This is a genomic window from Nonomuraea aridisoli (assembly GCF_003236395.1).
GTDB lineage: Bacteria > Actinomycetota > Actinomycetes > Streptosporangiales > Streptosporangiaceae > Nonomuraea > Nonomuraea aridisoli.
In genome coordinates this window covers 1-8932 of sequence record NZ_POUD01000340.1, presented here as the reverse complement: position 1 = coordinate 8932, position 8932 = coordinate 1, and the positions used below count along the sequence as shown (strand labels likewise).

Below are 8932 nucleotides of genomic sequence, written 5' to 3'. Positions count from 1 at the left end.
GAACCCCACCGCCGAACCGCACCGCCCGAACCGCACCGCCCCGGCGCCGCGCCCCGTGACGTGCCGCGACTCGGAAGGCCCTCAGCGCACGGCGGTGAGCAAGATCTGAAATTTAGTTTTAGTTCACCCCCAAGCCTTGAAAGTTATATCCGCGGGCGATTGAGTCTGGTCGTGCAGACCCTCAGAATCCTGGCCTCCGCGCTCCTGTTAGCCCCCCTGGCGCTGAGCGCGCCCGCACAGGCCGACCCGACACCGCCCGCAGAGGACGCGCTCCAGGCGTCGTCCTATCCGGAGTCCTCCACGCTGCTCGCCCGGGCCGCCGTCGCCCAGCCGAGGCTGGAGACGGCCAAGACGACCCGGCCGGTCGCCCCCGGCATCTCGCTGACCTCGTTCGACACCTACGACGCCCTCGGCTGGCTGCGCGCCGACGCGCTCACCGCCGACCTCGGCAGCGCCGAGGCCGACTACGTCTTCTCCGGCGAGGTCTCCAGGACCGAGCCGCTGTCGGGGCCGGTCACCCGCTCGCGCGCCGTCGCGGCCGTCAACGGCGACTTCTTCGACATCAACAACTCCGGCGCCGCCCAGGGCATCGGCGTGCAGGACGGCACCCTCGTCCAGTCGCCGGTCGCCGGCCACGAGAACGCCGTCGCGATCAGCGGCGACGGCGTCGGCCGCGTCATCAAGATGTACTTCGAGGGCACCGCCACCCCCGCGGGCGGCTCACCGATCGCGCTCACCCAGTTCAACCAGATCATCCAGCGCGACGGCGTGGGGCTGTTCACCCCGCTGTGGGGCTCCTACAACCGGGCCCGCGCCGTCGAGGGCGCCTCGGCCGTCACCGAGGTCGTGCTGACCGACGGCGTCGTCTCCGAGGTCCGTACGGCCGCCGGCACCGGCCCCATCCCCGCCGGCACGTCGATCCTGCTCGGCCGCGACGCCGGCGCCGCCGCGCTGTCGGCGCTCAAGGCCGGCGACAAGGTGGACGTGACGTACCGGCCGAAGCCCTCGGACGGCGGCGCCGTCGAGGCCGCCGTCGGCGGCAACTGGGTGCTGGTCAAGGACGGCGTCGTGCAGAACTCCACCGACGCCTCCGCCCACCCGCGCACCGCCGTCGGCTTCTCCGCCGACGGCAGCAAGATGTACCTGCTGACCGTGGACGGCCGCCAGGCCGACAGCCGCGGCGTCACCCTGAACGAGCTGGCCGCCATGATGGCCGACCTCGGCGCGGCCAATGCGCTCAACCTCGACGGCGGCGGCTCCTCCACCATGCTGGCCCGCGAGCCCGGCGCGGCCGAGGTCCAGGTCGAGAACAGCCCCTCCGACGGCGGCGAGCGCCACGTCCCCAACGGGCTCGCGCTCTACGCGCCCGAGGGCAGCGGCAAGCTCAAGGGCTTCTGGGTGGAGACCGCGAGCGACCCGGCCGAGGCGCCCGGCGTCGCGCCCGTCGCGGGAGGCCGCCCCGACCGCGTCTTCCCCGGCCTCACCCGGCGGCTGACCGCCGCCGGCTACGACGAGACGTACGGCCCCGCCGCCGGGAAGCCGGCGTGGCGGGCCGACCCCGCGGTGCACGGCGTCGTGCGCGACGGCAGGTTCCACGCCCTCGTGCCCGGTCAGACCACCGTCACAGCCTCCCGCGGCAAGGCCGAGGGCACCATCGAGCTCACCGTGCTGCAGCCGCTGGAGCGGCTCGGCGCCACCGCCGACCGGCTCGGCATGGCCGGCAAGGACGGCACCGCCACGTTCGGCGTGGTCGGCTACGACGGCAACGGCAACTCCGCGCCCATCGAGCCCGCCGACCTCGAGCTCGACTACGACGAGAACCTGTTCGAGGTGACCGCCGCCGAGCAGGGCCACTTCACCGTCAAGGCCAGGCAGGACACCGCCTCCGGGCTCATCACCGCCAAGGTCGGCAAGCTCACCACCGCCCTGCCGGTGACCGTCGGGATGGAGTCCAGGCCGGTCGCCGACTTCGAGGACGCCGCCCGGTGGACGTTCTCCGCCGCCCGCGCCACCGGCTCCCTGTCGGCCGCGCCCGGCCAGAGCGGCGGCGGGCTGAAGCTGTCGTACGACTTCTCGACCTCCACCGCCACCCGCGCCGCCTACGCCAACCCGCCGCAGCAGATCGTGGTGGACGGGCAGCCGCAGGCGTTCGGGTTGTGGATCCACTCGACCGGCAAGGGCGAGTGGCCGAGCCTCGAGTTCTACGACGCGCTCGGCCAGTCGCAGATCCTGCGCGGCCCCTACATGACGTGGACCGGCTGGCGCTACGTCGAGTTCGCCGTGCCGGCCGGCGTCAGCTACCCGCTGAAGCTGCGGCGCTTCTACGTCGCCGAGACGAAGGCGGCCGCGAGCTACACCAACGAGATCATGATCGACGGCCTGGTCGCCAAGGTGCCGCCGTCCGTCGAGGCCCCGCCCGCGCCCGAGGTCGCCGACCCGGTGGTCAGGGACGAGGTCGCGAAGATGCCGTGGACGTTCGCGGTCATGTCGGACGCCCAGTTCGTGGCCAGGAACCCCGACAGCGACCTGGTCAGGAACGCCCGCCGCACGCTGCGCGAGATCAAGGCGGCGAACCCGGACTTCCTGGTCATCAATGGTGACCTGGTGGACGAGGCGTCGCCCGAGGACTTCGCGCTGGCCAAGCGCATCCTGGACGAAGAACTCGGCGGAACGGTGAAATATCACTACATTCCGGGCAATCACGAGGTCATGGGCGGCGACATCGCCAACTTCCGGTCCGTCTTCGGCGACACGTACACGACCTTCGACCACAAGGGCACCCGGTTCATCACCCTCGACACCTCGCGGCTGAGCCTGCGCGGCGGCGGCTTCGACCAGATCGCCCTGCTCCGCTCCGAGCTGGACAAGGCCGCCAAGGACGACGCGATCGGGTCGGTCGCCGTGCTGTTCCACGTTCCGCCGCGCGACCCCACGCCCGGCAAGGCGAGCCAGCTCGGCGACCGCAAGGAGGCCGCGCTCGTGGAGGGCTGGCTGGCCGACTTCCAGCGCACCACCGGCAAGGGCGCCGCCTACATCGGGGCGCACGTCGGGACGTTCCACGCCGGCCGCGTGGACGCGGTGCCGTACTTCATCAACGGCAACTCCGGCAAGAACCCCGCCACCGCGCCCGACGCCGGCGGGTTCACCGGCTGGTCGTTGTGGGGCGTCGACCCGGTGACGCCCAAGGAGGCCGAGCACGTCCGGCGCAACTGGTTCGCCGACGCGCCCGACTGGATCGGCACGCAGGTGCGCCCGCACGTGGACGAGCTCGTCCTGACCGCCCCCGCCACCGCCGCCGTCGGCGCCCCCGCCCCGGTGACGGCCGCCGTCGAGCAGGCCGGCCGGACGGTCCCGGCCGCGTACCCGGTGTCGGCCTCGTGGTCCGGCTCGCCGAACCTGCACGTCGGCCCGCGCAGGACGGCCAAGCCGTGGCACGTCGCCGTGCTCGACCCGGAGGCGGGCACCCTCACGGCGCTGCGCCCCGGCCAGGTCACGGTCGCCGTCACGGTCAACGGCGTCACGAAGCAGGCCCAGGTGGCGCTGACCGCCAGGGCCGCCGCCTGACCCACCCCTGGGGCCCCGCAGGACGAACGCCGTCCCGCGGGGCCCTCCCGTGTTCGTCCCCGCGGGTCGCGGGAAGGGGCATCGGGTACGAGATCGTGGAAACGCCGGGGGAGGGGCCGCAGATGTCCATCGAACGCGATCTCGTGCCCAGCGGGCTGAGCTACGTCATCGAGGAGCTGCCCCTCGTCGACCACCACGTGCACGGCGCGTCCACGCACGACCTGTCGCGCACGGCGTTCGAGGAGCTGATCACCGAGTCCGACCGGCCGGTGCCGCAGTGGATGACGCAGTTCGACTCCCAGGTCGGCTACGCCATTCTGCGCCACTGCGCGCCGCTGCTGGAGCTGGAGCCGTTCTGCACGCCCGAGGAGTACCTGGCCCGGCGCGCCCGGCTCGGCGCCGCCGAGACCAACAGGACGCTGCTCGGCGCCGCCGGGATCGGCCACTTCCTGGTGGAGACCGGCTACCGGGCCGGGGAGCTGCTCGGGCCGTCCGGCATGGCGGAGGTGAGCGGCGTCCCCGCCGACGAGGTGGTCCGCCTGGAGACGGTCGCCGAGGAGGTGGCCGCCGCCGGGTGCGAGGCGGGGGCCTTCTCGCGCCGGTTCGAGGAGGCGCTGTGGGAGCGCACCCGTACGGCGCGTGGGCTGAAGACCGTCGCCGCCTACCGCTGCGGGCTCGACTTCGACCCCGCGCCGCCCACGCCGGGGGAGGTCGCGGACGCCGCCGGGCGGTGGCTGGCCGCCGGGGGCGGGCGCCTGACGGACCCGGTGCTGGTGCGCTACCTCGTGTGGGCCGGCATCGAGCGCGGGCTGCCGCTGCAGTTCCACGTCGGCTACGGCGACCCCGACATCGACCTGCGCCGCGCCGACCCGCTGCTGCTGCGCGGCCTCGTCGAGCTGGCCGAGCCCACCGGGGTGCCGCTGATGTTGCTGCACTGCTACCCGTACCACCGCAACGCGGGGTTCCTCGCGCAGGCGTACCCGAACGTCTTCTTCGACGTCGGGCTGGGCGTGAGCTACACGGGGGCGCGGGCCGAGGCGCTGGTGGCCGAGAGCCTGGAGGTGGCGCCGTTCGCGAAGCTGCTGTTCTCCTCCGACGGGTTCGGGCCGGCCGAGCTGCACTACCTCGGGGCGATGTCGTGGCGGCGGGCGATGACGCGGGTGCTCAGCGGGTTCGTGGCCGAGGGGGAGTGGTCGCCCGCGCAGGCGGTGCGGGTGGCGACCATGGTCGGCGTCGAGAACGCCCGCCGCGTCTACGAGCTGGGGGCCGCCGAGCCCATGGGGATGCACACGAGGTGAAGGTGGACAGCAGGTAAAGGTGGACAGCAGGTGAAGGTCGACGGTCGCCGCGCCGACGTGGAGACGGCGCTGCGTGCGGCGCTGCACAAGGAACTGCCGGCCGCGATCGCGTTGCGGCGCGAGCTGCACGCCTGGCCGCGCGTGTCCGGCCACGAGAGGCCGACGCTCGAACGGGTGCTCGGCGCCCTGCCCGGCCTGGACGCCGAGCGCGTGGCCGGCACCGGCGCCGTGGTCCGGGTCGGCGGCCCGGGACCGGCCGTGGCGGTGCGCGGGGAGCTGGACGCGCTGCCGATGGACGAACGCACGGGGGTGCCGTGGGCCGCCACCAACGGCGCCATGCACTCCTGCGGTCACGACGTGCACCTGGCCGCCGCCGCCGCGCTCGCCCGCGCCCTGGCCCGGACGTCCTCCGAGCCCCGCGAGGGCTCGCGGGTCGGGACGGCGCCGCTGCTCGTGGTGCTGCAGCCGCGCGAGGAGACGCAACCGTCGGGGGCGCTCGACGTCGTCGGCTCCGGCGTGCTCGAACGGCACCACGTCCAGGCCATGATCGGCGCGCACGTCCAGCCGCTGCTGCCGGCGGGCACCGTGGCCTGCACCCCCGGCGCGGTGAACGCCTCGGCCGACGAGTTCACCGTCACCGTGACGGGCGTGGAGGGCCACGCGGCCTACCCGCACCTCACCCGCGACCCCGTGCTGGCCATGGCGCAGGTCATCGTGGCCGCCCAGCACCTCGTCAGCCGGGCCGCCGACCCCATGGTGCCGACCGTGGTCACGTTCGGCACCGTGAACGCCGGCACGGCCCCCAACGCCGTGCCCCGCGAGGCCACCGCCAGGGGCACGATGCGGTCGATGTCGCCGGCCTGGCGCGAACGGCTGCACCAGCGGTTCGCCGAGGTCGTGCGGGACACCGCCCGGGCGTACGGCTGCACGGCCGAGGTCGAGATCCGGCCCGGCGAGCCGGTGCTGGTCAACGACCCGGCGCTGACCGTGCGGACCGGGGAGCGGCTGCGCGAGCACGGGTGGGACGTCACCGACGAGCTGCGCTCGTGCGGCGCCGACGACTTCGCCCGTTACGGCGAGGTGGCGCCGTCCCTGATGATGTTCGTCGGCGTGGACACCGACGCCGGGCTGCACAGCCCCGCCTTCCTGCCCGGCGACGACAGCGTGGCGGCGGTCGCGGAGGCCCTCCTGGCGGGCTACCTGGAGGCGTCCTCGCCCAGCCGGTTCGCCGCGGACGGCCACCCGGCGGGACACAAAACTCATCCATGACGAAACCGCCGCGAACCTCTAGGCTCGGCGGAGATGGATCTCGAAACTTTCGCCCCCGGTTCGGGACGCCTCGAACCCCGGGCCGCCCTCCGCTCCGACGCCCCCGCCCTCGACCTGAACGGGACGTGGCGCTTCCGCCTCTCGCCGGTCGCGGACGTGCCCGCCGACTTCGCCGACCCCGGCTACGACGACTCCTCGTGGGACGAGCTCCCGGTCCCGTCCCACTGGGTCCTGCACGGCCACGGCGCACCGGCGTACACGAACGTCGTCTACCCGATCCCCGTCGACCCGCCGCACGTCCCCGACGAGAACCCGACGGGTGACTACCGCCGCGTCTTCGACCTGCCCGGCGACTGGACGGGCGGCCGGCTGCGGTTCGAGGGCTCCGACTCCTTCACCCGGGTCTGGCTCAACGGCCACGAGCTCGGTCATTCGACCGGCAGCCGGTTGCCCGTCGAGTACGACGCCGGGCCCCATCTGCGGCCCGGGCGCAACGTGCTGGCCGTACGCGTGCATCAGTGGTCGGCCGCCACGTACCTGGAGGACCAGGACATGTGGTGGCTGCCGGGGATCTTCCGCGACGTCACGCTCACCCGCTCCACCGCGGACGTCTTCGTGCGCGCCTCCTACGAAGCGGGCCGCGGCACGCTGAGCTTCGAGGGCTCCGGCACGCTGAGCGTGCCCGAGCTGGGCGTCACCGGCCTCGAACCCGGCGCGCGGATCACCCTCGACGTCGAGCCGTGGACGGCCGAGACGCCGCGCCTGTACGACGCCGTGGTGACCTGCCCGCAGGAGACGCTCCGGCTGCGGATCGGCTTCCGCACGATCTCCATCGAGGACGGTGTGCTCCTCGCCAACGGCCGGCCGCTGCTGCTCAAGGGCGTCAACCGGCACGAGTTCCACCCAGAGCACGGCCGCGCGGTCCCGTACGAGACGATGCGCGAGGACGTGCTGCTCATGAAGCGGCACAACGTCAACGCGGTCAGGACCAGCCACTACCCGCCCCACCCGGCCTTCCTCGACCTGTGCGACGAGCTCGGCCTGTGGGTCATCGACGAGTGCGACCTGGAGACCCACGGCTTCGGAGAGGTCGGCTGGCGCGGCAACCCCACCGACGACCCCCGTTACGCCGACGCGCTGCTCGACCGCATGCGCCGCATGGTCGAACGCGACAAGAACCACCCCAGCGTCATCATGTGGTCGCTCGGCAACGAGGCCGGCGTGGGCCGCAACCTCGCCGTGATGGCCGACTGGGCGCGTGAGCGCGACCAGTCCCGGCCGCTGCACTACGAGGGCGACCGCTCCTGCGCGCACACCGACGTCTACTCGCGCATGTACGCCTCCCACGCCGAGGTCGAGGCCATCGGCCGCTACGAGGAGGACCCGCTCGACGACCCCGCCCTGGACGCGCGCCGGCGGGCGATGCCGTTCCTGCAGTGCGAGTACGCCCACGCCATGGGCAACGGCCCCGGCGGCCTCGCGGAGTACCAGGAGCTGTTCGAGCGCTACCCGCGTCTGGCCGGCGGGTTCGTCTGGGAGTGGATCGACCACGGCCTGGCCCACCCCGAGTTCGGATACGCCTACGGCGGCGACTACGGCGAGCCGCTGCACGACGGGAACTTCGTGATCGACGGGCTCGTCTTCCCCGACCGCACGCCGTCGCCCGGGCTGCTCGACCTGAAGAAGGTCTTCGAGCCGGTGCGGTTCGACTTCGGCGACGGCATCGTCCGCGTCGTCAACGGCCACGGCCACACCGACCTGTCCCACCTGGACTTCGTCGCCACCGTGCAGGTCGAGGGGGAGACGGTCGCCGAGCACCGGCTCGACGTGCCCGCCGCGGGCGGCGAGTGCAAGCTGCCCGACACGGCCGGCGGGCCCGCGGGGGAGCGGTGGCTGACCGTGCGCGCCGTGCTCGCCCGCGACCTGCCGTGGGCGGCGGCGGGCCACGAGGTGGCCTGGGGGCAGGCGCTGCTGGCCCGCTCCGAGCCCCGGCCCACCGCCGGCGACGGCTCCCGTGCCGGCGCGCACGCCCGCGTGGCGGTGTCGGCCTTCGCGCGCGAAGGCGGCGAGCTGACCGCCGGCGGGTGCGCGTTCGACGCGGCCACCGGGCGGCTGACCCGGCTGTTCGGGCTGGAGGTCGAGGGCCCCCGGCTGGACCTGTGGCGCGCGCCGACCGACAACGACCGCTACGGCGGCCTCGAAGGCAGGTGGCGCACGCTCGGCCTGCACCGGCTCACCCACCGGGTGGACGACGTCTCCTTCGGCGAAGGGCTCACCGTCCGCACCCGCGTCGCGCCGGCCGCCACCGACCGCGGCATGTGGGCGACGTACCGGTGGACGTTCGACGGCGGGCTGCGGCTCATCCTCGACATCGAGCCCGACGGCGAATGGCACGCCCCGATCCCGCGGCTCGGGATCTCCATGTCGCTGCCCGCCGCCGCCGTGGACCGGGTCACCTGGTTCGGGCCCGGCCCCGGCGAGGTCTACCCGGACACCGGCATGGCAGCCCGGATCGGCCGCTGGTCGGCCACCGTCGAGGAGCTCCAGACGCCGTACGTCCACCCGCAGGAGAACGGGCACCGCGCCGACGTGCGCTGGGCCGACCTGGGGGCGTTCCGGGTGTCGGGCGAGCCGACGTTCGGCCTGACCGCCCGGCCGTGGAGCACCGGCGAGCTCACCCGCGCCCGCCACCGGCCCGACCTGGTGCCGGGCGACCGCGTCCACCTCCACCTGGACCTCGCCCACCAGGGCATCGGCACGGCCACCTGCGGCCCCGGCCCCCTGCCCGCCTACGACCTGCT

General features: G+C 73.8%; 4 protein-coding genes. All 4 read left to right on the top strand.

Annotation, left to right across the window (positions count from 1 at the left end; genetic code table 11):
• Positions 1-171: 171 nt before the first annotated feature.
• Positions 172-3564, top strand: coding sequence for a phosphodiester glycosidase family protein (locus tag C1J01_RS43000; RefSeq protein WP_235855048.1), 3393 nt, complete (start codon positions 172-174; stop codon positions 3562-3564).
• Between the two features lie 122 nt (positions 3565-3686).
• Complete coding sequence (locus tag C1J01_RS42995) at positions 3687-4862, top strand: amidohydrolase family protein (protein ID WP_111184793.1); 1176 nt, start codon at positions 3687-3689, stop codon at positions 4860-4862.
• Between the two features lie 30 nt (positions 4863-4892).
• On the top strand, positions 4893-6131 hold the full coding sequence (locus tag C1J01_RS42990) for a M20 metallopeptidase family protein (protein ID WP_220040399.1): 1239 nt from the start codon (positions 4893-4895) through the stop codon (positions 6129-6131).
• A gap of 33 nt (positions 6132-6164) precedes the next feature.
• On the top strand, positions 6165-8932 hold a 2768-nt coding region (locus C1J01_RS42985), incomplete at its 3' end, for a glycoside hydrolase family 2 TIM barrel-domain containing protein (RefSeq protein WP_111184792.1).

Bases quoted from the DNA above. Each gene is read 5' to 3' on its own strand.
- C1J01_RS42995 (WP_111184793.1), top strand. From the start codon at position 3,687: ATGTCCATCGAACGCGATCTCGTGCCCAGCGGGCTGAGCTACGTCATC.